The 21149-nt window shown below is 71.6% G+C and carries 21 protein-coding genes; 12 read left to right on the forward strand and 9 right to left on the reverse strand.

Annotated features, from left to right (window positions below; translation table 11 throughout):
- Nucleotides 1–223: 223 nt before the first annotated feature.
- A complete protein-coding gene (locus tag JSX79_RS14180; RefSeq protein WP_229086754.1) occupies nt 224–1411 on the reverse strand; it encodes an AraC family transcriptional regulator in 1188 nt (395 codons plus the stop codon).
- Between the two features lie 66 nt (nt 1412–1477).
- Between JSX79_RS14180 and JSX79_RS14185 the strand changes: the two genes are divergently transcribed.
- Genes JSX79_RS14185 through JSX79_RS14195 form a run of 3 tightly spaced genes read left to right on the forward strand, consistent with a single transcriptional unit; the run spans nt 1478 to nt 4232 of the window.
- Nucleotides 1478–1783, forward strand: coding sequence for a metal-sensitive transcriptional regulator (locus tag JSX79_RS14185; RefSeq protein ID WP_139199276.1), 306 nt, complete (start codon nt 1478–1480; stop codon nt 1781–1783).
- Nucleotides 1784–1794: 11 nt separating this feature from the next.
- On the forward strand, nt 1795–2013 hold the full coding sequence (locus JSX79_RS14190) for a heavy-metal-associated domain-containing protein (protein WP_229086755.1): 219 nt from the start codon (nt 1795–1797) through the stop codon (nt 2011–2013).
- Nucleotides 2010–4232: a cation-translocating P-type ATPase gene (locus tag JSX79_RS14195; RefSeq protein ID WP_229086756.1), complete on the forward strand. Its 2223-nt coding sequence runs from the start codon at nt 2010–2012 to the stop codon at nt 4230–4232. Before JSX79_RS14190 ends, JSX79_RS14195 begins: the two co-directional genes overlap by 4 nt.
- Nucleotides 4233–4360: 128 nt before the next feature.
- On the opposite strand, the gene JSX79_RS14200 is transcribed toward JSX79_RS14195, so the two are convergent.
- Nucleotides 4361–5026 (reverse strand): hypothetical protein, encoded by a 666-nt coding sequence (locus JSX79_RS14200; protein WP_229086757.1) that lies wholly within the window; start codon nt 5024–5026, stop codon nt 4361–4363.
- Between the two features lie 290 nt (nt 5027–5316).
- Here JSX79_RS14200 and pgi point away from each other — a divergent pair, with 290 nt between their 5' ends.
- Nucleotides 5317–7026, forward strand: coding sequence for a glucose-6-phosphate isomerase (pgi, locus tag JSX79_RS14205; protein WP_229086758.1), 1710 nt, complete (start codon nt 5317–5319; stop codon nt 7024–7026).
- Nucleotides 7027–7125: 99 nt separating this feature from the next.
- Here the strand turns inward: pgi and JSX79_RS14210 are convergent, their stop codons facing one another.
- On the reverse strand, nt 7126–7686 hold the full coding sequence (locus JSX79_RS14210) for a DUF937 domain-containing protein (RefSeq protein WP_071302874.1): 561 nt from the start codon (nt 7684–7686) through the stop codon (nt 7126–7128).
- A gap of 137 nt (nt 7687–7823) precedes the next feature.
- Between JSX79_RS14210 and JSX79_RS14215 the strand changes: the two genes are divergently transcribed.
- Both JSX79_RS14215 and JSX79_RS14220 read left to right on the forward strand, forming a co-directional pair.
- Nucleotides 7824–8351, forward strand: a complete 528-nt coding sequence (locus JSX79_RS14215; RefSeq protein WP_070418049.1) for a hypothetical protein — start codon at nt 7824–7826, stop codon at nt 8349–8351.
- 129 nt (nt 8352–8480) lie between these two features.
- Entirely contained in the window at nt 8481–9938 is a 1458-nt protein-coding gene (locus JSX79_RS14220; RefSeq protein ID WP_070418050.1) for a sugar porter family MFS transporter, read from the forward strand.
- A 72-nt stretch (nt 9939–10010) separates the two neighbouring features.
- On the opposite strand, the gene JSX79_RS14225 is transcribed toward JSX79_RS14220, so the two are convergent.
- From JSX79_RS14225 to JSX79_RS14240, 4 genes are all read right to left on the reverse strand, one after another.
- Nucleotides 10011–10985, reverse strand: coding sequence for a zinc-binding dehydrogenase (locus JSX79_RS14225; RefSeq protein ID WP_071302910.1), 975 nt, complete (start codon nt 10983–10985; stop codon nt 10011–10013).
- Nucleotides 10986–11009: 24 nt separating this feature from the next.
- A complete protein-coding gene (locus tag JSX79_RS14230) occupies nt 11010–11432 on the reverse strand; it encodes an organic hydroperoxide resistance protein (protein WP_022905450.1) in 423 nt (140 codons plus the stop codon).
- Nucleotides 11433–11453: 21 nt separating this feature from the next.
- Nucleotides 11454–11909 (reverse strand): MarR family winged helix-turn-helix transcriptional regulator, encoded by a 456-nt coding sequence (locus JSX79_RS14235; protein WP_175473692.1) that lies wholly within the window; start codon nt 11907–11909, stop codon nt 11454–11456.
- A 228-nt stretch (nt 11910–12137) separates the two neighbouring features.
- Nucleotides 12138–13766: a DHA2 family efflux MFS transporter permease subunit gene (locus tag JSX79_RS14240; protein ID WP_229086759.1), complete on the reverse strand. Its 1629-nt coding sequence runs from the start codon at nt 13764–13766 to the stop codon at nt 12138–12140.
- 140 nt (nt 13767–13906) lie between these two features.
- Here JSX79_RS14240 and mvk point away from each other — a divergent pair, with 140 nt between their 5' ends.
- Genes mvk through JSX79_RS14265 form a run of 5 tightly spaced genes read left to right on the forward strand, consistent with a single transcriptional unit; the run spans nt 13907 to nt 19205 of the window.
- The gene (mvk, locus tag JSX79_RS14245; RefSeq protein WP_083413974.1) at nt 13907–14896 is read left to right on the forward strand and encodes a mevalonate kinase; all 990 of its coding nucleotides are present in this window, start codon (nt 13907–13909) and stop codon (nt 14894–14896) included.
- A complete protein-coding gene (gene mvaD, locus JSX79_RS14250) occupies nt 14896–15915 on the forward strand; it encodes a diphosphomevalonate decarboxylase (protein ID WP_229086760.1) in 1020 nt (339 codons plus the stop codon). Before mvk ends, mvaD begins: the two co-directional genes overlap by 1 nt.
- Nucleotides 15912–16994 carry a phosphomevalonate kinase gene (locus JSX79_RS14255; protein ID WP_229086761.1) on the forward strand — a complete coding sequence of 361 codons (1083 nt, stop codon included), beginning with the start codon at nt 15912–15914 and terminating at the stop codon, nt 16992–16994. The genes mvaD and JSX79_RS14255 overlap by 4 nt, the downstream gene beginning before the upstream one ends.
- Nucleotides 16987–18051: a hydroxymethylglutaryl-CoA reductase gene (locus tag JSX79_RS14260; RefSeq protein WP_229086762.1), complete on the forward strand. Its 1065-nt coding sequence runs from the start codon at nt 16987–16989 to the stop codon at nt 18049–18051. Before JSX79_RS14255 ends, JSX79_RS14260 begins: the two co-directional genes overlap by 8 nt.
- Nucleotides 18048–19205, forward strand: coding sequence for a hydroxymethylglutaryl-CoA synthase (locus tag JSX79_RS14265; protein ID WP_229086763.1), 1158 nt, complete (start codon nt 18048–18050; stop codon nt 19203–19205). Before JSX79_RS14260 ends, JSX79_RS14265 begins: the two co-directional genes overlap by 4 nt.
- On the opposite strand, the gene JSX79_RS14270 is transcribed toward JSX79_RS14265, so the two are convergent.
- A complete protein-coding gene (locus JSX79_RS14270; protein WP_229086764.1) occupies nt 19184–20194 on the reverse strand; it encodes an SRPBCC family protein in 1011 nt (336 codons plus the stop codon). The genes JSX79_RS14265 and JSX79_RS14270 overlap by 22 nt on opposite strands.
- Complete coding sequence (locus JSX79_RS14275; RefSeq protein WP_070418058.1) at nt 20194–20568, reverse strand: helix-turn-helix transcriptional regulator; 375 nt, start codon at nt 20566–20568, stop codon at nt 20194–20196. Before JSX79_RS14275 ends, JSX79_RS14270 begins: the two co-directional genes overlap by 1 nt.
- A 59-nt stretch (nt 20569–20627) precedes the next feature.
- Between JSX79_RS14275 and JSX79_RS14280 the strand changes: the two genes are divergently transcribed.
- Nucleotides 20628–21014, forward strand: a complete 387-nt coding sequence (locus tag JSX79_RS14280; RefSeq protein ID WP_070418059.1) for an ATP-dependent DNA ligase — start codon at nt 20628–20630, stop codon at nt 21012–21014.
- The last annotated feature ends 135 nt before the right edge of the window (nt 21015–21149 follow it).

The following is a 21149-nucleotide window of genomic DNA, read 5'->3' on the forward strand; positions in this document are numbered from 1 at the left end:
GTTCCGAGCGACCCCCGAAGCCGTCGCAGCCGAAGCAGTCGTGGTGGTCGTGGTGTCAGCCATGTTCGTTCCTTCCGTTGACCCGCCGGGCGTTCCCAGCGGTTGCTGTTCACGGATGAGACGGGGCTCACCAGACGTTCGTCACACGGAGGTGATCGGATTCAGGAACTTTTCAGAGACACCGCCGGATGCCGGTGTTTCCGTACCCCGGCTGGTGGGACGTTCAGCGGACTGCGCTGATTCCGTCCGTCTGGTTGCGTCCTGCAGCACCACGGATCGACCGCACGGCCGCCATCGGGGACTCGCCCCGTTCCTCCAGGAAGAGCTGCTGGAGCCGGCGCGGACGCACGCCCGCCGCGTCCGCGATCGCCTGCAGTGTCACCGGTTCGTCGGGGTGCGACTCGATGAACTCGACGGCTCGGCGGAGCCGCCAGGAGGCGCGGCCCGGCTTGGCGGCGCGCGACGAGCGGAGCGTCGTGGCTGGGTCCTCGCCGTACCGGTCGCGGTACGCGCCGGCGAGGCGGCCGTGGTTCGTGAAGCCCCAGCGTCGGGCGATCTCGGTGACGCTCTCGTCGCCGTCCGAGTGCAGGAGCTCGCGTCGGACGCGGTCGAGCCGGTGGTCGCGGAGGAACCGGTGCGGGGTCGAGTCGAGCGTTCGCGCGAAGACGTCCTGCAGCCCCCGCTGGCTGAGCCCGCACGCGGCGGCGATCTCAGGGACCGAGGGGCGTTCGGCGGCGTGCTCCTCGATGAACCGCACCGCGTCCCGCAGACGGTTCGCCACCGGGACGTCCGATCCGCGGTTCCGGATCGGGAAGGTGTCGAGGACGACGACGGCGAGCCGCCGGTTGAGGGCCGTCCGCATCGGTCCGAGCACGCGGTCGTCGACGAGCATCGGGCCGATCTCGCGGACGAGGTGGCGGAGCGGTTCCTGGCGCGCGACGGCCTCGTCCTGCTGCTCGAACAGGAGCGGGCCGTCGGGGAGCGCGAAGCCGAGGTCCCGCCCGACCGTTCGGAGGAACCGGTCGGCGATGTGCACGCCGTTGTAGACCGTGCCCGTGGACTCGAAGCGGTAGGCCTCGGACGCCGAGGCGATGTACGGGCTCCCGGGCTCCACCACGCGCGAGCGGTCCGCGAAGTGCATCTCGAGCTGGCCCCTGGTGAGCCAGAACACGACGTGGTCGTCCCGCGGGCCGATGACGCCACCGCGCTTCCCGCCCTCGGCGCGCATCGTGCGGAGCGTCAGGTCGTCGTCGCCCACGACCGTGTACTCGTAGCGGGCGTCCTCGGTCGCGAACGTGTCGGAGGCGAAGTCCGAGCCGTGGTACTCGGCCTCGAAGATGTCGGAGTAGTCCGAGCCGTCGGCGTCCGCGAACAGCAGCCTGCGGAAGCCGTTCGTCGCCGCCTCGGTCATGGGCGCATCCTGCCATGGTTGCGCGTTCGGCGTCAGGGAATACCCTAGGGGGGTACCGTATTGACCATGACGGAGGCCAGCATGCACGAACACGTCGGCTACATCGGCGACAAGGACGACCTGCTCAAGCGACTCCGCCGAGCCGAGGGCCAGGTCCGCGGCATCGCCCGCATGGTCGAGGACGAGACGTACTGCATCGACGTCCTCACCCAGATCTCCGCAGCGAACCGGGCGCTCGAGCGTGTCGCCCTGTCGCTGCTCGAGGACCACCTCAAGCACTGCGTCGCCGAGGCCGTCGCCGAGGGCGGCGAGGCCGCCGACGCCAAGGTCCGCGAAGCCAGCGAGGCCATCGCCCGACTCGTCCGCTCCTGAAGGGAACCACCATGAACACCGAACTGCTGCTCGTCGAGGGCATGACCTGCGACCACTGCGTGATGAGCGTCACCGAGGAGCTCACCGAGCTCGACGGCGTGTCCGACGTCCGGGTGCGACTCGTCCCCGGCGGTGCGTCCGAGGTCACGGTGACGTCCGACGCCCCGGTGGCGTCCGATGCGCTCCGCGCCGCGGTCACCGAGGCCGGCTACGAGGTCGTGCGGTCGTGACGGACGGCGCGGTCGAACTCGACATCACGGGGATGACGTGCGCCTCGTGCGCGAACCGCATCGAACGGAAGCTCGGCAAGCTCCCCGGCGTCACGGCGACCGTGAACTACGCGACCGAGAAGGCCACGGTCTCCGGCAGCTCGGACACCGGCGCGCTCATCGCGGCCGTGGAGTCGGCGGGGTACGGGGCGTCCGTGCCCGCTCCGCCCGCACCGGACGACTCCGGCACTCCGCGCGAGGACGATGCGTCCGCGGCGCTCCGCCAGCGCCTGGTCGTCTCGGCCGTCCTCGCCGTCCCCGTCGTCGTCCTGTCGATGGTGCCCGTGCTGCAGTTCCCGAACTGGCAGTGGCTGGCCCTCGCACTCGCCGCCCCCGTGGCCGTCTGGGGCGCCCTGCCCTTCCACCGCGCTGCGTGGGTGAACGCCCGGCACGGTGCCGCGACGATGGACACCCTCGTGAGCGTCGGCGTCCTCGCGGCGTTCGGGTGGTCGCTGTACGCGCTGTTCCTCGGTGACGCCGGGATGCCCGGCATGCACATGACCTTCTCGTGGTTCGCCACCGACCCCGAGGCGAGTGACCTGTACCTCGAGGTCGCGTCCGCCGTGACCGTGTTCATCCTGGCCGGGCGGTACATGGAGGCCCGCGCGAAGCAGCAGTCCGGGGCCGCGCTCCGCGCCCTGCTCGAACTCGGGGCGAAGGACGCGACGGTGCTCCGCGGCGAGACGGAGTCCCGCGTGCCCGCCGCCTCGCTCGTCGTCGGCGACGTGGTCGTCGTGCGGCCGGGGGAGCGGATCCCGAGCGACGGCACCGTGCGCGAGGGTTCGTCGGCCGTCGACCTCAGCATGCTCACCGGCGAGTCCGTGCCGGTCGAGGTCCGTCCGGGCGACGACGTCACCGGCGCCACGATCAACGTCGGCGGGCGGCTCGTCGTCACGATCACCCGGGTCGGAGCCGACACCGAACTCGCCCGCATGGGCCGTCTCATCGAGGACGCGCAGACCGGGAAGGCCGAGGTCCAGCGCCTCGCCGACCGGGTGTCCGGCGTCTTCGTCCCGATCGTCATCGGGCTCGCGGTGCTGGCCTTCGTCGGGTGGCTCGTCCTGGGCGGCTCCCTGACGGCGGCCTTCACCGCGGCGGTCGCCACGCTCATCATCGCCTGCCCCTGCGCGCTCGGACTCGCGACCCCGACCGCGTTGCTCGTCGGGACCGGCCGGGGATCGCAGCTCGGGATCCTCATCGGCGGTCCGCAGGTCCTCGAACAGACCCGCGGCGTCGACACGATCGTCCTCGACAAGACCGGCACGGTCACCACCGGGTCGATGGCCCTCCGCTCGGTCACCGGCACGCAGGACACCGACGACGCGGCCGTCCTCCGGCTCGCCGCCGCGGTCGAGGACGGCTCCGAGCACCCGGTCGCGCGCGCGATCGTCACGGCCGCACGGGCCCGCGGACTCGACGTCGCCGGTGCGACGCAGTTCACCGCGACGCCCGGCGCTGGCGTCCAGGCGGTCGTCGACGGCGAGGTCGTGCTCGTCGGGACCGTCGCGTGGCTCGAGGCGTCCTGGGCGATCACGGTGCCCGACGCCGTGTCGCAGACGGTCCGGGCCGCCGAGGCGGACGGCGGCACGGCGGTCGTCGTCGCGTCGGACGGACGCGCGCTCGGCGTGGTCGTCGTCGCGGACACGGTCAAGCCCGAGGCAGCGGACGCCGTCCGGCGCTTCGTGGAGCTCGGCCTGCACCCGGTGCTGCTCACCGGCGACAACGAGGGCGCTGCCCGAGCCGTCGCCGCCGCGGTCGGCATCGACGAGGTGCACGCCCGCGCCACCCCGGCCTCGAAGCTCGAGACCGTCCGTCGCCTGCAGGCCGAGGGACGCAGCGTGGCGATGGTCGGCGACGGCGTGAACGACGCCGCAGCCCTGGCCGCTGCCGACCTCGGCATCGCGATGGGGGCCGGCACGGACGCGGCGATCGCAGCGAGCGACATCACGGTGGTCAGCGGCCGCCTGACGGTCGTGGCCGAGGCGATCCGGCTGTCCCGAGCCACCCTGCGCACGATCAAGGGGAACCTGTTCTGGGCGTTCGCGTACAACGTGGCGGCGATCCCGCTCGCGATGGCGGGGCTGCTCAACCCGGTGCTCGCCGGTGCCGCGATGGCGTTCTCCTCGGTGTTCGTCGTGACGAACAGCCTGCGCCTGCGCCGCTTCACCCCGCTGCCCTGACCACCGCGCCGCGGGTCCCGCGCGGGGCCCGCGGCGCGGTGTACCATGAACCTGCCCGCCCCCGCTGGGGGATGTGGAAGTAGAAGCCGGGATCCCCGCCCTTTGACGGGACCCGGCTTTCGCGCTGTTCAGAGCTCGATGCGGATGAGTTCGACCGCGTTCGCGAGTGCCTGCAGCCATCGGTCGTCCCCGGTGTGCGCGTCGCCCACCGCGCCGACGATCTGGTCGGCGATCCACAGCATGGGTTCGTCGAGTGGATTGCCGTGGTCGACGCGCATGCCCCTCGGCAGGCCGCCACGACCGCGCAGCGCATCGATGGTGCGGCGGTCACGTTGCATCAACGAGGGTGTGCGTGCCTCCAGCGTCGTGTGGATCACGTGGTGCCGTTCGCAGAGCTCCCACGCCAGCCGCTCGAGACACAGCGCGCGGGCTCGTTCCTGTCGCTTCGGGTCCATCGGCGTCCCGACCACCACCACGTGCTGGACGTCGAACCCCCTGATGACGGAGACCACGCGCCGCCGGTGTGGTCCGTCGATGTCCCGCCAGTGCAACTTCCGGCGTGTGTTCTGGAGTGGCCGCAGGGCGTCACGGTGTGCTTCGCTCGCTCCAGGAGCGGCGACGACGCCGCCGAGGAAGTACGCGGGGGGTTCGGCGTTCGCGATGCGGGCACTCTCATCGATCCAGGCGTGCAGCTCCATGTCACTCCCCGGCATCCGGCCACGATTGCACGGCTGGACCGGGTGGACGACATCGCCGGTATTTCGCCGATGCGGTTCGGGCAGGATGGGGGGCATGGTGCAGCTGTCAGGAATCCTCGGAGCCGCCGGGCCCTCGTGTACGACTCGCGCCGCCGAGCGGCTCCACCTGTGGGCCGGACGCGCTTGGCGCGCCGCACCGACCGGAGCCGTCGCGGACGCGCTCGCCCCGCTGCCCGGGTGACGCGCGCAGCGAACGCACCCCGTGCCTCCCGTCCGGCGGTGCGCGCCACCCGTCGGACGGCGCTACGCTCGAAGACGGTCCGCGACGCAGCGCTGCGGTGACCCGCGGGCTTGTACGTCTTGAAGGTGATCCCAGGAGGACCCAAGTGACCGAATCCGCTCCCGTCGACCCCACATCGACCGACGGCTGGAAGAAGCTCGCCGGCATCGCCGACGGCTTCACCCCGGACCTGCGAGGGTGGTTCGACACCGACCCCGGTCGTGCCGAGCGCTACACGTTCCAGGCCGCCGACCTGACCGTGGACCTGTCGAAGGGCCTCGTCACCGACGAGATCCTCCAGGACCTGCTGCAGGTCGCGAAGGACACCGGCGTCGCCGAGCGCTTCCAGGCGATGCTCGCCGGTGAGCACATCAACGCCACCGAGGACCGCGCCGTCCTGCACACCGCCCTCCGCCGCCCGAAGGGTGCCTCGCCGGCGCTCGTCGTGGACGGCCAGGACGTCGACGCCGACGTGCACGCCACGCTCGACAAGGTCTACGCCTTCGCCACGAAGGTCCGCGACGGGTCCTGGACCGGTGTCACCGGCAAGCGCATCGAGACCGTCGTGAACATCGGCATCGGTGGCTCGGACCTCGGCCCGGTCATGGTCTACGAAGCCCTGAAGCCGTACGTGCAGCCCGGGCTCGAGGCGCGCTTCGTCTCGAACATCGACCCCGCGGACATCTACGAGAAGACCGCGGACCTCGACCCCGAGACCACGCTCTTCATCGTCGCGTCGAAGACCTTCGGCACGCTCGAGACCCTCACGAACGCCCGCCTCGCGCGGCAGTGGCTCTGGGAGCGGCTCGGCCTCACCGACGCCTCCGACGACGAGAAGTCGAACGCCGTCGCGAAGCACTTCGTGGCCGTCTCGACCGCGCTCGACAAGGTCGCCGCGTTCGGCATCGACCCGGAGAACGCCTTCGGCTTCTGGGACTGGGTGGGCGGCCGCTACTCGGTCGACTCCGCCATCGGCACGAGCGTCGTCATCGCGATCGGCCCGGAGAACTGGGAGCAGTTCCTCGCGGGCTTCCACGCCATCGACGAGCACGTCCGCACGACGCCGCTCGAGCAGAACGTCCCCGTCCTGATGGGCCTGCTCAACGTCTGGTACTCGAACTTCCTCGGCGCGCAGAGCCACGCGGTCCTGCCGTACACGCAGTACCTGCACCGCTTCGCCGCGTACCTGCAGCAGCTCACCATGGAGTCGAACGGCAAGCGCGTCCGCTGGGACGGCTCGCCCGTCACCACCGAGACCGGCGAGGTCTTCTGGGGCGAGCCGGGCACGAACGGCCAGCACGCGTTCTACCAGCTCATCCACCAGGGCACGCGACTCATCCCGACGGACTTCATCACGGTCGCGAAGCCCGCTCGTCCGCTCAAGGACGAGACCGGCGACGGCAAGGCCGTACAGCCCGGGCAGGACGTGCACGCGCTGTTCCTCGCGAACTTCTTCGCGCAGACGAAGGCGCTCGCGTTCGGCAAGACCGCGGACGAGGTCCGCGCCGAGGGCACCACGGACGAGGCAATCGTCTCCGCCCGCACGTTCACGGGCAACAAGCCGTCGACGTCGATCCTCGCGCCGGAGCTCACCCCGAGCGTCCTCGGCCAGCTCATCGCGCTGTACGAGCACATCGTGTTCACCGAGGGCACCATCTGGGGCATCGACTCGTTCGACCAGTGGGGCGTCGAGCTCGGCAAGCAGCTGGCGCTGCAAATCGCCCCGGCGGTCGACGGTGACCAGGCTGCGCTGGACGCGCAGGACTCCTCGACGAAGGCGCTCATCGCCAAGTACCTGGAGCTGCGCGGCGAGTAACGCACGCACCTGACCGACTGGAGGCGCGGTGCCGGCTGGCACCGCGCCTCCCGTCCGTCCGCTGGTCGCCCTGCGGCCGGCGGCCGTCGCTGCCGCGCGCTACTTCTTGCCGCCGCCGAGCAGGCCGCCCAGGCTGCCGAGGATGCCGCCGACGTCGAGGCCGCCGCCACCCTTGCCGCCGCCCGCCCCTCCGGCCGCACCGGAGCCGCCGCCGAGGAAGCCCCCGAGCAGCCCGCCGATGTCGAACCCGCCACCGCCCGACTGCGTCGCCGCCTTCTGGTTCCCGAGCTTGCTCAGCACGATCGGCGCGACGAGCGGGAGCACCTTGCCGATGATCCCGCCGAGGTCCACGCCGCCGCCGGTGCTGCCGAGCGCCGCCGCCACGTCCTGCTGCTTGCCGCCGAAGACGTTGGCGACGATCTTGTTGCCGTCCTCCTCGTCGACGTCGTCGATCGTGCTGGGGTCCGGCTTCGCGGCGTGCTTGTCGAGGGCCTTGTCGAGCGAGGCCGCACCACCGTTCTCCACGTTCTTCTGCAGCCCGCCGACGAGCGCCGGGACCGCCTGGCTGACGGCGTTCCTCGCGGTCGCCTCGTCGATGCCGAGCTTCTTCGCGATGTCGCCGATCGGGATCGCCCCGAGGAGGTCGTCGAGTCCTGCCATGGTCGTCCACTTCCGTTCGTGGTCGTCGGCTGACCGTGCGGGAGCGCACGAGGTGCCGCTGCTGGCTGGAGGCTATCCGGAACCCGTTCGCGCGGTTCGTGTGCGGCGGTGTCGGCCGCACGGGTTACCGTCGGAGCATGGAGCGTTCGGAGATCCTCGCCGCGGCGGCTGCCGCGCACGCCGCCCGCATCGCCGAAGCCGGCGGTGACGACGCCGCCGCACGCGAACGGGCCGAACTCGTCCGGAAGCGGGCGGACGGGCTCGTCGACCGGATCGAGCGGAGCGAAGCCGCGGACGACGCCGCGCGTGACGCCGACCGTCGGCGGGCGGGAGAGGCCGACCGTGCCGCCTCCCGGACCGAGGGCTCGCTCTCGGACTGGCACCGGATGGGCACGCGGCGCGGGGTCACGCCCGACGAACAGGTCCGCACGGCGTGGACGGTCACGGGTGTGCCGGAACCGGGCGACGCGCGGGCCCTGGCGAACATCCTGCTGTCGACCGCGGGGCACGCCGGACGCGTCGCCGACGCCGCACGGAAGAACCCACGACTCTCGGGTGCCGCGAGCGCCGCGGCGCGACGGACGGTCCGGCGCTACACGGACCACGGTGCGGACATGGCGTCGTTGGGGGACGTGCTGGACGAGCCGGCCGACGACGACGAATGATCGCTGACCAGGACTTTCGTGGAGCGATCCAATCGTCATGTTGTCTTCATGACGGATTGACAGGACATGGATTCGGGTTACGATCCTTCCAAGCGATGCAGCCTGATCACTGACGAAGGAGTCACCCGCATGGTCGACATCAAACCGACAGCCCCGAGCGTCCCGCTCCCGCCCGTCGGACAGGGCCCGCACGTCCGCCGCCTCGGCGTCCTCGCGCTCGTCGCCACCTTCGGCGGTCTGCTCTTCGGCTACGACACCGGCGTGATCAACGGCGCGCTCCTGCCGATGAAGCAGGAGCTCGGCCTGACGAACCTCACCGAGGGCGTCGTCACGAGCTCGCTCCTCTTCGGTGCCGCGATCGGTGCCATGCTCGGCGGTCGGATCGCGGATGGCTGGGGTCGCCGCAAGACGATCATCCTGCTCGCGGTCACGTTCTTCGTCGGCACGCTGATCTGCGTCTTCGCGCCGGTGTTCGGCGTGATGGTCGTCGGTCGTGTCCTGCTCGGTCTGGCGGTCGGCGGTGCGTCCACGGTCGTCCCGGTGTTCCTCGCCGAACTCGCCCCCTACGAGATCCGCGGGTCGCTCTCCGGCCGCAACGAGCTCATGATCGTCATCGGGCAGCTGGCCGCCTTCGTCGTGAACGCGATCATCGGCAACCTCTGGGGTGAGGGCAACGGCGTCTGGCGCGTCATGCTCGCCGTCTGCGCGCTCCCCGCCATCGCACTGTTCGTCGGCATGCTGCGCGTCCCCGAGTCGCCGCGCTGGCTCGCGTCGAAGGGCCGCAACGACGAGGCGCTCGAGGTCCTCGGGCAGATCCGCTCGAAGGAACGCGCCGAGGCCGAGCTCGAGGACATCAAGCGGTCGAACGAGTTCGAGTCGAAGGTCCAGCAGCAGAGCGGCTGGCGCACCCTGCTCGGCAACAAGTGGCTGATCCGCATCGTGCTCATCGGCGCCGGCATCGGTGTCGCCCAGCAGCTCACCGGCATCAACTCGATCATGTACTACGGCCAGACCGTGCTCATCGAGTCCGGCTTCCAGCAGTCGGCGGCACTCATCGCGAACATCGCCCCCGGTATCATCGCCGTCATCGGTGGCGTGATCGCGATCTACAACATGGAGAAGATCAACCGGCGCACGACGCTCATCCTGGGCTACTCGCTGACGACTGTCTGCCACTTCCTCATCGGCATCGCGTCGATGACGCTCGTCGAGGGGAACCCGGCCCGCCCGTGGGTCATCCTGTTCCTCGTCGTCGCGTTCGTGGGTTCGATGCAGACGTTCCTCAACATCGCCACGTGGGTGATCCTGTCCGAGATCTTCCCGACGCAGATCCGTGCGCTCGGCATGGGCATCGCGGTGTTCTGCCTCTGGATCGCGAACGCGTTCCTCGGGCTGTACTTCCCGACCATCGTCGCCGCGACCGGCATCACCGGGACCTTCTTCGGATTCGCGATCGTCGGCGTGCTCGCCCTGCTCTTCATCTGGAAGTTCGTCCCGGAGAGCCGCGGCCGCACCCTCGAAGAGGTCGAGGAGGGCGTCACCACCGGCAACATCTTCACGGTCCCCGCGAAGCAGGCACGGCGGTAGACAGACCGACACAACGGACTGGAGGCGCGGTGCCAGCTGGCACCGCGCCTCCAGTCCGTTGCGCTGTCGCGTCTACGGGCGCAGGAGCACCTTGCCGACGCGGCCGGCGGTGTCCGAGGCACGGACCGCGTCGCGGACGTCCTCGAAGGCGAACGTCTCCGCGACGGGGAGCGTCAGTGAACCGTCGAGCACGCGGGTGATGAGCTCGCCGAAGAGCTGCCCCTTCGTCTCGGCCGGCATCGTCTTGCTGACGACGCTGCCCCAGAAGCCTTTCACCGTGAGCTGGCCGAAGATGACCTTGCCGGACGGGATCTCGAGCGTGGGGGAGGCCATCGCGCCGAACACGACGAGGGTGGCGTTCTCGCCGAGCACGCTCGCGATGTCGCCGGCGGCCTTGCCGCCGACGGACTCGACGCCCGCGACGATCGGCGCACCGCCGGTGATCGCAGCGACCTGGTCCTTCCAGTCGTCCGCATCGGTGGCGACGATGCGCTCGATGCCCTGCTCGCGGAGCTCCTCGACGCCGGCGGCGCGGCGGACGAGCCCGATCACGTTGATGCCACGCGCGGCGCCGAGCTGGGCGACCATGCGGCCGACCGCACCGTTCGCGGCGTTCTGGATCAGCCAGTCACCCTCGTGCAGGTCGAGCGAGTGCAGCAGGCTGATCGCGCTGAACGGCATCGAGACGAGCTGTGCCGCGGCCTCGTCGGGCATCGCGTCGGGCACCGGGACGAGCCCGGCGGCGTTCGCGGTGTAGTACTCGGCCCAGACGCCGAACGCCCCGCCGGCGACGCGCTGGCCGACCTGCAGGTTCGTGACGCCCTCGCCGAGGGCCTCGACCACGCCGAGCGCCTCGGTGCCGGAGGCCGCCGGCAGTTCGGGCTTGAAGCCGTACGTGCCGCGGACGGTCCAGAGGTCGTGGTTGTGGATGGGGGAGAGGACCGTGCGGACGAGGACCTCGCCGGCGCCGGGGGTGGGGACCGGGCGCTCCTGCACGCCGAGGACCTCGGCCGGCTCGGCGAAGGTCTCGTGGACGACGGCGCGCATGGTGGTGGGGGTGGTGCTCATGGACTAGTCCTCCGAGACGGTGATGGTGACGTCGATGTTGCCGCGGGTCGCGTTCGAGTACGGGCAGACCTGGTGCGCGGCGTCCGCGAGGGCCTGTGCCTGGTCGTGCTCGAGCCCGGGCAGGACGACCTCGAGCAGCACGGCCAGCTGGTAGCCGCCCTCGCCGTTCGGGCCGATCTGCACGCGGCCACCGACGGAGGAGTCGGCGATCTTCACCTTCTGGCTGCGGGCGACACCCTGCAGTGCCGAGTGGAAGCACGCGGCGTACCCGGCGGCGAAGAGCTGCTCGGGGTTGGTGCCGGCGCCCGAGCCACCCATCTCCTTCGGGATCGCGAGGTCGAGCGCGAACGAGCCGTCGCTGGTGGCGACGCGGCCGTCGCGGCCGGCGCCGGTGGAGAGGGCCTCGGCGGTGTAGAGGGCTTCCATGGTGTTCCTTCCTTCGTGGGGTCAGTGGTCCGCGGCGGCGCGGTTCGGCGTCGCAGCGGCGTGCATGGTCTCGGTCAGCCGGTGCAGCGTCGCGATGAGTTCCGTCGCGGCGTGCTCGTCGGGCAGGCCCATCCCGGCGGCGATCGTCGACGGGATGTGTGCCAGTTCGCCGCGGATCGAGCGGCCGCGGTCGCCGAGCGTGATCGTGACGACCCGCTCGTCGGTGCTGCGACGTTCGCGACGGACGAGGTCCGACTGCTCCATGCGGCGCAGGAGCGGTGAGAGGGTGCCGGAGTCGAGCTGCAGGTGGTCGCCGAGACCGGAGACGGTCTGGTCGCCCTCGATCCACAGCGTCACGAGGACGAGGTACTGCGGGTAGGTGAGCCCCCACGGTTCCAGCAGGGTCCGGTACGCCTGCGTGGTCGCACGGCTCGCCGCGTAGAGGGAGAAGCACACCATCTCGTCGGTCACGGGCATGCCACAAGCATTGCACGCAACTCAGTTGTGCACAACCGTATCGGGGACACCTGTTGCCGATCTGTCTCGGTCACGCCCCGGTCGACCGCCCATGGTCACCGCCGTCCCCACCGCGGCGAGGACGACGCCGATGCCCACGACCTGCGCGGACGAGAGCGTCTCCCCGGCGCGGGGCCCGGTGGGGCGGACGGGAGGCGCGGGGCGGGGCCGACCCGCGCCTCCCGTCCGTCAGTCGGTCGCGTCGGCGGTCGCCGGGGCGGCGTCCGGTCCGGCGTCCTCGGTGTCCTCCGGGCGGCTGCGCAGGCGCAGGGTCGCCGCGAGGCCGAGCACCAGGAAGCCCGCGGCCGACCAGGCGGCCGCGCGCGTGCCGTCACTGAACGCCTCGGCCGCAGCGGCTCCTGCCGTCGGACTCTGTTCGGTGAGTGCCGCGATCGACCCGCCGGAGGACGCGACCACGGCGTCGGCGATCTGCGACGCGGCCGCGCTCGAGGACCCGGCGTCCTCGAGCCGGTGCTGCAGCAGCGTGCCGGTCGACGTGAACAGCACCGTCCCGAGCACCGCGATACCGAGCGCCGACCCGATCTGCCGGGCGGTGCTCTGGGCGCCCGAGGCCTCGCCGCTGCGCTCGACCGGGACGTCCCGCAGCACGACGCTCGTGAGCTGCGCGGTCGCGAGCCCGACACCGAACCCGTAGACGAACAGGCACGGCACGATCGCCCACCACGGCGTCGACGCGGTCACGACGAAGCCGATCGCCGCGACGCCGACGATCTCCGCGGCGATGCCGATCCGGACGATCCGCAGCGCGCCGATCCGCTGGCCGGCCGTCGCCGCGAACCCGCTCGCGACGAACGACCCGATGGCCAGGGCGAGCAGGACGAACCCGGTCTGCAGCGCCGAGTACCCGAGCACGTTCTGCAGCCAGATCGGCAGGGACAGGATGATGCCGAACTCGCCGAGCGACACGATGAGTGCTGCGATCGACCCGTTCCGGAACGACCCGATCGTGAAGAGGTCGAGCGCGATGAGCGTGGAGCGGCCCGCGCGCTGCCGCCGCCTCGTCCAGAGGACGAACGCCACGCCCGCGACGACGCAGAGCGCGAACGCGTACGGGATCGGGGAGAGCGGTCCGGGCCAGGTCCAGTCGCCGACCGTCAGCCGGGTGGCGTTCGACCACCAGCCGTACGTGCGTCCCTCGATCAGGCCGAACACGAGCGAGGCGCTCGTCACGACGCTGAGGACGGCGCCGACGACGTCGATCCGGCCGGCGTGCACGGTGTCGCGGGACTCGCGGACGGTCAGGGACGCGCCGACGACGATCGCGATGCCGAGCGGCACGTTGATGCCGAACGCCCACCGCCACGAGAAGTCCGTCGTCAGCCAGCCGCCGAGGAGCGGGCCCACCGCGACCATGCCGCCGATGGTGGAGCCCCAGACGGCGAAGGCGATCCCGCGCTCGCGGCCGGTGAAGGTGGCGTTCACGAGCGAGAGGGTCGTCGGCAGCACCATCGCGCCGCCGACGCCCTGCACGATGCGGGCGAGCACGAGCAGGTCGCCCGTCGGGGCCAGTGCGGCGAGGACCGAGGCGAGCGCGAACACCGTGACGCCGATGATCAGCAGGCGCCGCCGGCCGAAGCGGTCGGCGAGCGAGCCGAACACGAGCAGGAGCGCCGCGAAGACCAGGGTGTAGCTCTCCTGCACCCACTGCACCAGGGTGGAACCGATGTCGAGGTCGGCCACGATGCTCGGGATCGCGACGTTCACGATGGTCGAGTCGACGATGATGAGCGAGACGGCGATGCTGATGACGACGAGTCCGGCCCAGCGTCGGCGGTCGGGGGTGTGGTGGGTGCTCACGGGGCGGCTCCTCGGGTAGTCAGCATGCTGACTATCACCGTACGCCCGGAACGGCGACCTCGTGGAGCGCGCTCACGGGCGGGGTACGGACACCGTCGAGCGCGTGCATGGCCGGGACGGTTAGGCTGACGTGACCCACGATGACCACCAACGACCTCGACAACTCAGCGACCACTGGAGCCGGCCCCACCCGCCGCACCGGTAGGGCGTCGTCCCACGGCAAGACGATCCTGATCGGGGAGCACGCCGTGGTCTACGGCGCACCCGCGCTCGTCCTGCCGGTCATCGACGCCGTGGTGGTCGCGACGGTCACGCCGATCGACGACGCCGAGGGGCACCACCTCGAGTCGACCGTGCACACCGGCCCGCTCGACCTCGCACCCGCCGCCGTGATGCCGACCGTCACCGCGGTCACCGCCACGCTGCGGCACTTCGGCGTGACGGACCGCCGCTTCCACGTGCGCGTCGACAGCGAGGTCCCCACCGCTCGCGGCATGGGATCGAGCGCGGCGGTGGCAGCGGCGGTGACCGCGGCGGTCGCGGACGCACTCGGCGAGACGCTCGACGCCGAGGCGCACCACGGACTCATCCAGGAGTGCGAGCGGGTCGCCCACGGCCGCCCGTCGGGACTCGACGCCCGCGGGGTCGTCGCCGACGCACCGGTCTGGTTCGAGGGCGGCCGCATCGAGCCGGTCGAGCTCGGCGCCCGGTTCGCCTTCGTGGTCGCCGACACCGGGGTCCCCGGTCACACGCGCGAGGCGGTCTCCGCCGTCCGCGCCCGTCACGACGCCGACCCGGACGGCACCGGCGCCGTGATCGACCGGATCGGCGCACTCGCCCGACGCGCGCGGGCGACGCTCGTGGACGGCGACGCACAGGCGCTCGGTGCCACGATGGACGCCGCGCACGAGCTGCTCAGCGACCTCGACGTGTCGAGCGACGACCTGGACCGGCTCGTCGGCGCCGCACGTGCGGCCGACGCCCTCGGCGCGAAGCTCACGGGCGGGGGCCGCGGCGGGTGCGTCATCGCGCTCGCCACGGACGTCGACCACGCGGACCGCATCGCGGCCGCACTGCGCGGCGCGGGTGCCGCAGCCACCTGGACCACCACGATCGGAGACCGCGCCTGATGACCGCCACCGCCGTCGCGCACCCCAACATCGCCCTCGTCAAGTACTGGGGCAAGGCGGACGCCTCCCTCGCCCTGCCGGCGACCGGCAGCGTCTCGATGGGACTCGACGTGTTCCCGACGACGACGTCGGTGACCGTCGGGGACACGGCGGACGACACCCTCACCCTCAACGGCTCGGTCTCGACCGACGGGGCGCTCGTGCGGGTCACGCAGTTCCTCGACCTCGTGCGCGAGCTCGCCGGGTCCTCGGCGCGGGCGTCGGTGGTGTCCGAGAACACCGTGCCGACCGGAGCCGGACTGGCCTCGAGCGCCTCGGGGTTCGCGGCGCTCGCGACCGCGGCCGCGGCGGCGTACGGTCTCGACCTCTCCGCGCGCGACCTGTCCCGGCTCGCCCGACGCGGCTCCGGTTCGGCCACCCGGTCGATCCCCGGTGGCGTGGCGGTGTGGCACGCCGGCGACGACGAGGGCTCCTACGCCGAGCCGATCCCCGCGCCGCCGATGGCCATGGTCGTCGTGACGATCGACGCCGGCCCGAAGGCGATCGGCTCGCGCGAGGCGATGCGGCGCACCATCGCGACGTCGCCGTTCTACCCCGCCTGGGTCACCTCGACCACCGAGACCGTCGGGGACATGCTCACCGCCTGCGCCGCGGGGGACTTCACCCGCATCGGCGAGCTGACCGAGAGCAACGCCCTCCGCATGCACGCCACGATCGAGGGCGCCTTCCCACCCATCCGCTACCTCAACGCCCGCAGCGTCGCCGTGTTCGACGCCGTGGCCGAACTCCGTGCCGCCGGGGTCGAGGCGTACGCCACCGCGGACGCCGGCCCGAACGTCGTCGTGCTCACGAAGCCCGAGGACCGGGGCGCCGTCGCGTCCGCGCTCGCGGGCTTCGGCGACGTGATCGAGTCCGGTTCCGGACCAGGCGCGCGCCTGCTCGGCTCCGAAGTCCCTGCGACGCAGGACCCGGAGGCACCCGCACCGGGTGTCGTCCGACCAGAGGAGTCCGCCGAGTGATCGAGTTCCGTGCCCACGGCAAGCTGTTCGTCGCGGGCGAGTACGCCGTCGTCGAGCCGGGCCAGCCGTCCGTCATCATCGCCCTCGACCGCGCCATCACCGCGCGCGTGCGCGAGGGCCACGGCGCCGGCAGCGTGCACTCCGAGGAGTACGGACACCTCCCGCTCACCTGGACCCGCGCCGAGGACGGCATCGCACTCGACACCGAGCACCACCCGTACGACTACGTGATGGCGACGATCGACCTCGTCGAGAAGCTCCGCGCCGAGCAGGGCATCGCTCCGCGGTTCCACGACCTCCGCATCCACAGCCAGCTCGACGACGCGAGCGGCCGGAAGTTCGGGCTCGGGTCCTCCGCGGCGGTGACCGTCGCCACGGTGGGGGCCCTCGACCGCTTCTACGGACTCGGGCTCTCGCAGCGGAAGCGCTTCCAGGTCGCCCTGCTCGCCACGATCCGGGTGAACCCGCGCGCATCCGGCGGGGACCTCGCCGCGAGCACCTTCGGCGGCTGGCTCCGCTACAGCGCACCGGACCGCGAACGGCTCGCGGCGCAGCTCGACACCCGCACCGTGACCGAGATCCTCGGCGACGCGGACGCGTGGGAGGGCTTCGACGTCCAGCGGCTGCCCGCCCCCGAGAACCTCGAGCTGCTCGTCGGCTGGACCGGTTCGCCGGCCTCGACCACGAAGCTCGTCGGTGTCGTCCGTCGGCACCGCAACGGCGGCTACCAGGCGTTCCTCGACGAGAGTCGCACCTGCGTCGACGACCTCACCGTCGGCCTGCAGACCGGCGACGCCGAGCGCACCCTCGGGGCACTCCGACGCGCCCGGGGGCTGCTCCAGCGCCTCGGCACGTCGGTCGGCTCGCAGATCGAGACCGAGCGACTCGCGACCCTGTGCGACGTCGTCGAAGCGGCGGGCGGGGCGGCCAAGCCGTCCGGTGCCGGCGGCGGCGACTGCGGCATCGCGCTCGTCCCGGCGGACATCGACCTCGCCGGCATCCACCGCGCCTGGGAGGCGCACGACATCAGACACCTCAGCGTCGCGGTGCAAGCGCCCGAAGGGAGCGTCGATGACTGACCTGCTGACCCCGATCCCCACGAAGTGGGTGGGGCCGATCCGCATCAGCGGCAACGCGGTGGAGGGCGAGCACGAGGTGCCGCTCGCCACGTACGAGTCGCCGCTCTGGCCGTCCGTCGGCCGCGGTGCCCGCATCTCGCGCATGGTCGAGGGCGGCATCGTCGCGACCGTCGTCGACGAGCGCATGACCCGTTCGGTCGTCGTCCGTGCCGACAGCGCGGCCGCGGCACACCTCGCGACCGGGCGCATCCTCGCCCGGCAGGACGAGCTCGAGCAGATCGTCGCCGGCCAGAGCCGCTTCGCGAAGCTCATCGAGGTGCACCCGGAGATCGTCGGGGACCTGCTGTTCCTGCGCTTCGCGTTCACCACCGGCGACGCCTCCGGGCACAACATGGTCACGCAGGCGGCGGACAAGCTCCTGCCGACGATCCTCGCGTGGGAGCCGGGCCTGCGGTACGTCAGCGTCTCGGGCAACTTCTGCACCGACAAGAAGGCCACCGCGGTGAACGGCATCCGCGGACGCGGCCGGAACACCGTCGCCGAGATCGTCATCCCGGGCGAGGTCGTCGAGAAGCGGCTCCGGTCGAGCGCGGCACGCATCGCCGAGCTCAACGTCGCGAAGAACCTCGTCGGGTCGACCATCGCCGGGGCCATCCGCTCCGCGAACGCCCACTACGCGAACATGCTCCTCGGCTTCTACCTGGCCACCGGGCAGGACGCGGCGAACATCGTCGAGGGGTCCCAGGGCATCACGAGCGCCGAGGACCGCGACGGCGACCTGTACTTCGCCACCTCGCTCCCGCACCTCATCGTCGGCACGGTCGGCAACGGCAAGGGCGGGGACCTGCCCGTCGTCGAGGACGCCCTCGTGCGCCTCGGCTGCCGCGAGGACCGCGAGCCCGGTGCCAACGCACGCCGGCTCGCCGCCCTCTGCGCCGCGACCGTCCTGTGCGGGGAGCTCTCCCTGCTCGCCGCGCAGACCAACCCGGGCGAGCTGATGGCCGCCCACGTCGCGATGGAACGTCGCGGCGCGAAGCCCGCCGGAGGTGCAGCGTGACCCGCATCGGCATCCACGACCTCGCCGTCGCGACCGGGCACCACGTGCTCGAGCTCGACGACCTCGCCGAGCGCCTCGGGGTGGACCCGGCGAAGTACCACGTCGGTATCGGACAGGACGCGTTCAGCGTGCCCGCTCCCGACGAGGACATCGTCACGATGGGCGCCGCCGCCGCGAAGGAGATCATCGACCGCCACGGTGCCGACGGCATCCGCACGGTGCTCTTCGCCACCGAGTCCGGCGTGGACCAGTCGAAGGCCGCCGGGGTGTTCGTGCACGGCCTGCTCGGGCTGCCGCAGAACGTCCGTGTCGTCGAGCTGAAGCAGGCCTGCTACGGCGGGACCGCTGCCGTCCAGCTCGCCCTCGGCATCGTCGCGCGTGCTCCGCGGGAGCGCGTGCTCGTCATCGCCGCCGACGTCGCGCGCTACGACGTCGACACCGCCGCCGAGCCGACGCAGGGTGCCGGCGCCGCCGCGATCCTGATCGCCGCCGACCCCGACCTCATCGAGATCGAGCCGGCCGCGGGTGTCTTCACCGCCGACGTCGACGACTTCTGGCGGCCGAACGACCGCTCCACCGCACTCGTCGACGGCCGCCTGTCCGTGAGCGCCTACGTCGACGCGTTCGTCGGGGCGTGGGACGACCTCGCGGGGCAGGGCGGACCGGCGTACGAGGACATCGTGCGCTTCGTCCACCACCAGCCGTTCACGAAGATGGCGCTCAAGGCGCACCGGAAGCTCACGCAGCACGTCGGGGTGCCCTTCGACGAGTCCGAGCTCGCACTCGGGTTCACGTACAACAAGCAGACCGGCAACACCTACACGGCGTCGCTCTGGATCGGGCTGGCCGCACTGCTCGACCTCGACGATGACCTCGCCGGGGAGCGCATCGGCCTGTTCAGCTACGGGTCCGGCAGCGTCGGGGAACTCATCACCGGCATCGTGCAGCCGGCGTACCGCGAGCACCGCCGTGTGGGTCGGGTCCGCGAGCTCCTCGCCGCCCGGGTGCCGCTCTCGGTCGACGCCTACCGGGAGCTGCACGCCGCGGGCACCGCGACGAGCGAGGACGTCGAGCGTCCGCGGGTCACGGCTGCGCCGTACCGCTTCGCCGGGGTGCGCGGCGGCGCGCGCCGCTACGAGGCGACGCGTCCCTGACTCGACCGGCTGACGGACGGGACCTCGCGTTCCAGACGCTGGTAGCTGGTCTCCATGCCGTCCGTCATGCCGGTCGCGAGGATCATGTCCCGCTGCTCCCGGTCGGGGTAGGTGATGCGGAGCGTCATGAGCGTGACGCCGTCGGCCTCGTCGAACTGCAGGTCGTTGACGTTGGCCGGGAACGGCGCACCGGTCATCCGTTCGGTCGTGACCATGCGGCGTTCCGGCTCGATGACGAGGTTCTCGCCCTCGAACCCGAACGCCTCGCCCTCGGTGTCCCCGACGGGCGCCCAGGCCTGCCGGAACGAGCCCCCGACGACCAGGTCGTTCTCGCACACCGTCATCTCCCACCCGTCCGGGCCGAGCAGCCAGCGGCGCATCAGCTCCGGCTCCGTGTGCGCACGCCAGAGCAGGTGCCTCGGCGCCGCGAACGCGCGGGTGATGGCCACGTGGGTGTCGTCCACGATCTCGGTGACCGTGCCCCGGCCGAGGGCGTACTCGCGGAGGTCGGCCAGCACCGTGTCGAGCTGCCCGAACGCCTGCTCGTAGCCGTCGAGCATGCCCATCTCGAGCATGGCGTCGAGGTCGGCGGCGGACGCGAACGACGTCAGCACCGTCACCCGTGACCCGCTGCCGACGGTGTCGAACGACAGCACGGTCTCGCTCGCGGGCAGCGAGTCGTCGACGGTGCCCTCGGCGTCGGAGAACAGGTCGCGGAAGGCGATCCGGCGGGGTTCGTCGACCTCGGACACCTGCCAGAGTGCGTGGAACCGTTCGTTCTCGGGCGAGGTCATCCGGTAGTGGGCGACGCCGCCGGGACGGAGGTCGAACGACGTGAACGTGGCGGGGAACCCGGGCGGACCCCAGAAGCGTTCGAGCTGCCGGGGATCCGCGAACGCTGCCCAGAGGCGTTCGACGGGGACGGGGAACTCGGCCACGAGGGTCATGGTGAGCTCCTCGGGGTCGGTGTGGACGGACGTGGTCGGCATCAGTGGCTCCCTTGCGTTCGGTCGTCGCCGCGCGGCGCGCGGTCTGCTCCCAGCAGTGCGTCGAGCCGGTCGATCCGGCCGCGCCAGAGGTCCGCGTAGCCGTCGAGCAGCCCGCGGACGCGATCGATCTGTCCCGGCTCGGCGCGCACGATGCGGGTGCGGCCCCGGGGTTCCTTGGTCACGAGTCCTGCTCCTTCGAGGACGGCGACGTGCTTCTGGACGGCGGCGAACGACATCGCGTAGGCGTCCGCGAGCGCGCTCACGGACGCCTCGCCGACCAGGGTGCGACGGACGATGTCGCGTCTGGTCGCATCGGCCAGGGCGTGGAAGACCCGGTCGACCTCGGCATCGCTCAGTTCGGTTCGTGCAACCATTTGGTTGTACGTTACGACGGTCCTGCCCGCCGCACAACCCCCGCGGTGTACAAGGACGCATGGGTCAGCTCATCTACGACGGAGAGCCGCTCGACCTCCGGATCGACGACCGAGCGCTCACACACCTGCAGATCGTCATCGTGAACATGCTCCGGCGGGAGCACCGGTTCGCGTTCTCGTGGAAGGACGACGCCGTCCACGGCAACGGGCGCAGCACCATCTGGATGCACCCGAACGTGAGCCTGCACTTCAAGTTCTCCGGCAGCCGGGTGCCCCGGATCAACCGCAGCTGGCTCGAGGACCTCTACGCCGCCGCCACCTCGGGCTCCGGTCTCGTGCTCACCCCGGAGCCGTCGGACACGAGCACGGCGGACGACTCGGCGTGGTCCCGTGCGGTGGTGCCCGGCGACGCGGACGACGACTCCGGCACCGACGACGCCGGATAGCACACAGCCCGTGAACGGTCAACGGGTCGCGCACGTCCGTGCAGTCTGAGTACGGTGGGCGTACCGCGCGAGTGATCGACTCCGGCCCAGGGAGCCGGTGACGGTGGCTCCGCGGTCGGAGGGGGGAACCACGCG

The sequence above is a fragment of the Curtobacterium sp. GD1 genome, assembly GCF_020882855.1.
In the GTDB taxonomy this organism is placed as follows: domain Bacteria; phylum Actinomycetota; class Actinomycetes; order Actinomycetales; family Microbacteriaceae; genus Curtobacterium.

Excerpts from the sequence above, each read along its gene's own strand:
- JSX79_RS14180 (WP_229086754.1), bottom strand. The coding sequence starts at position 1,411 with ATGACCGAGGCGGCGACGAACGGCTTCCGCAGGCTGCTGTTCGCGGAC.
- JSX79_RS14185 (WP_139199276.1), top strand. The coding sequence starts at position 1,478 with ATGACGGAGGCCAGCATGCACGAACACGTCGGCTACATCGGCGACAAG.
- JSX79_RS14190 (WP_229086755.1), top strand. The coding sequence starts at position 1,795 with ATGAACACCGAACTGCTGCTCGTCGAGGGCATGACCTGCGACCACTGC.
- JSX79_RS14200 (WP_229086757.1), bottom strand. The coding sequence starts at position 5,026 with ATGCCCCCCATCCTGCCCGAACCGCATCGGCGAAATACCGGCGATGTC.
- JSX79_RS14210 (WP_071302874.1), bottom strand. The coding sequence starts at position 7,686 with ATGGCAGGACTCGACGACCTCCTCGGGGCGATCCCGATCGGCGACATC.
- JSX79_RS14215 (WP_070418049.1), top strand. The coding sequence starts at position 7,824 with ATGGAGCGTTCGGAGATCCTCGCCGCGGCGGCTGCCGCGCACGCCGCC.
- JSX79_RS14220 (WP_070418050.1), top strand. The coding sequence starts at position 8,481 with ATGGTCGACATCAAACCGACAGCCCCGAGCGTCCCGCTCCCGCCCGTC.
- JSX79_RS14225 (WP_071302910.1), bottom strand. The coding sequence starts at position 10,985 with ATGCGCGCCGTCGTCCACGAGACCTTCGCCGAGCCGGCCGAGGTCCTC.
- JSX79_RS14230 (WP_022905450.1), bottom strand. The coding sequence starts at position 11,432 with ATGGAAGCCCTCTACACCGCCGAGGCCCTCTCCACCGGCGCCGGCCGC.
- JSX79_RS14235 (WP_175473692.1), bottom strand. The coding sequence starts at position 11,909 with ATGCCCGTGACCGACGAGATGGTGTGCTTCTCCCTCTACGCGGCGAGC.
- mvk (WP_083413974.1), top strand. The coding sequence starts at position 13,907 with ATGACCACCAACGACCTCGACAACTCAGCGACCACTGGAGCCGGCCCC.
- mvaD (WP_229086760.1), top strand. The coding sequence starts at position 14,896 with ATGACCGCCACCGCCGTCGCGCACCCCAACATCGCCCTCGTCAAGTAC.
- JSX79_RS14260 (WP_229086762.1), top strand. The coding sequence starts at position 16,987 with ATGACTGACCTGCTGACCCCGATCCCCACGAAGTGGGTGGGGCCGATC.
- JSX79_RS14270 (WP_229086764.1), bottom strand. The coding sequence starts at position 20,194 with ATGCCGACCACGTCCGTCCACACCGACCCCGAGGAGCTCACCATGACC.
- JSX79_RS14275 (WP_070418058.1), bottom strand. The coding sequence starts at position 20,568 with ATGGTTGCACGAACCGAACTGAGCGATGCCGAGGTCGACCGGGTCTTC.
- JSX79_RS14280 (WP_070418059.1), top strand. The coding sequence starts at position 20,628 with ATGGGTCAGCTCATCTACGACGGAGAGCCGCTCGACCTCCGGATCGAC.